Genomic DNA, 2,298 nt, shown 5'->3' with positions numbered 1-2,298 from the left:
CGGGATCGGCGACCGCGATCACCTCGGCGTCCCAGGCTTTCAACAGCGTGCGCATGCCGTCGAGGATCGCCGCATCGTTCTCGATGCAGACGATCAGCGCGCCCGCGATCGGCGCGCGCGCCAGCGGCGTCGCGCTGGTCACGGCGGCGGTGAGGGTGATCGCCTTCGCCGTCGGCACCGTTACCGAGAAGACCGAGCCGCCGCCCACATTGGAGTCGATGGCGATGCCGTGGTTGAGCACGCGCGCCAGCCGTTCGACGATCGAGAGGCCAAGGCCGAGACCGCGCGCGATCCGCGCGCCCTGCTCGAGGCGGTGGAACTCCTTGAAGATCTCGCCGCGCTTGACCGTGGGGATGCCGACGCCGGTGTCGTAGACGCAGATCTTGAGCGAGGCGCCGCGGCGGCGGCAGCCGACCAGCACACGGCCGCGCGGGGTGTATTTGATCGCGTTGGAGATCAGGTTCTGGAGCAGGCGCCGCAGCAGGAGACGGTCCGACTCCACCGGCAGCGAGCAGGGCACGAAGGTGAGATCGAGGCCCTTGGCGCGCGCGATCGGAGCGAATTCGATCTCCAGCGAGCGCATCAGATCGGCCATCTTGAAGCTCGAGATCGAGGTCGCCATCGCGCCGGCGTCCAGCCGCGATATGTCGAGCAGCGCGCCGAGGATTTCCTCGATGGCCTGGAGCGATTCGTCGATGTTCTCGACCAGCCGCGTCTCCTCGCCGCTGTGCTGGCGTTCGACCAGGCTGGTGACATAGAGCCGCGCCGCATTCAGCGGCTGGAGAATGTCGTGACTGGCGGCGGCGAGGAACCGCGTCTTGGAGATGCTGGCGTCTTCCGCCGTGCTCTTGGCCAGCGCCAGCTCGGAGTTCAGCCGGGTCAGCTCTTCGGTGCGGTCGCGCACGCGCTTTTCCAGCGTCGCGTTGGCGCGCTCCAGCGCTTCGGCGGCCTCGAAGGTGGGCGTGACGTCGGTGAAGGTGATGACGAAGCCGCTGCCGGGCATGCGGTTGGTGAGCACCTCGATCACCATGTGGCGGTCCGGCAGGCGCTCGAGATAGGGCTCGCTGTCGATGGTATACGCGGCAAGCCGCCGCTCCAGCATGGCCTCGCGCTCGATCGGGTCGGCCGGATTGCTCACGTCCATGAATTCCAGGATTTCGCGAAGCGGCGTGCCGAACTGGATGAAATGCGGTGGCACGTTGAGGAGATCGCCGAATTGCCGGTTGGAGCAGATCAGTTGCAGGTCGTCGTCGAACACCGCGATGCCCTGGCGCACATGGTTGAGCGCGGTCTGGAGGATCTCGCGGTTGAAATGCAGCGCCGCATGGGAATCGTCGAGCAGTTTCAGCGCGGCTTTGGCGGAGACCGTCCGCTTGCGCAGCAGCAGCGACATCACGAGGCGCGAGGACGCAGCTCCAATCGAGGAGGCGATCAGGTGCTCGGCGTGCTGCAGCAACTCGAAATCGGCGGGCGCTGCCGGCTCGAGCCGCATATTGCGCCGCGCCGAGAAGGCCTCGAACGAATGCCGGGCGCGGTCCGGGCCGAGATATTGCGCCACCGTGGTCTGGATGTCCTGCACGGTGACGGTGGTGCGCCAGCGGCGGAAATTCGGGGAGATCGGCGCGAGCGTGTTTGGCACGAACAGATCGGCCTGCACCAGCTCGATGGACGAAGGCCGCCGTGCCAGCGACAGCAGCACATAGGTGAGGATGTTGAGCGACAGCGACCAGATGACGCCGTGCATCAGCGGCGGCAGGTCGGCGCCGAACAGCGCCTGCGGCCGCAACGCCTCGATCCCGAACGGGCCGTGCTGGAGCAGCAGGATGCCCGCGGTCGAGGAATCCATGAAGCTCGGAATGAACAGCGTGTAGAGCCACACCACGAAGCCGACCAGCATGCCGCCGATCGCGCCGCGCGCGGTCGCCCGCCGCCACAATAGCCCGCCGAAGAAGCTCGGCGCGAGCTGGGCGATGGCGGCAAAGGACAAGAGGCCGATCGCGACAAGCTGGGTGTTGCCGAGCGCGCGGTAGTAGAAATAGGCCATCACCATGATGGCGAAGATCGCGAGCCGGCGCGAGCGCAGCAGGAAGTCGCTGAAATCGGCGCCGCCGGTGCGTCCCTCCGGCCGCCGTTGCAGCACCAGGGGCACCACGAGGTCGTTCGAGACCATGATGGAGAGCGCGACGCATTCGACGATCACCATCGCGGTTGCCGCCGACAGGCCGCCGACGAAGATGGCGACGCTGAGCAGATCCGCGCCGCCCTCTATCGGCAGCGCCAGCACGTACATGTCGGGGT

The 2,298-nt window shown here is 67.1% G+C and carries 1 protein-coding gene; it reads right to left on the bottom strand.

Going from position 1 to position 2,298, the window contains the following annotated elements; all coding sequences use genetic code 11:
• Positions 1-2,298 (bottom strand): PAS-domain containing protein (locus tag AC1D00_RS37250; RefSeq protein ID WP_477014104.1); only part of this gene is annotated, 2,298 nt, incomplete at both ends.

It is taken from the genome of Bradyrhizobium sp. P2_E8 (assembly GCF_056403875.1).
The sequence above is the reverse complement of the archived record's forward strand: the minus strand, read 5'-3'. Positions and strand labels throughout refer to the sequence as shown.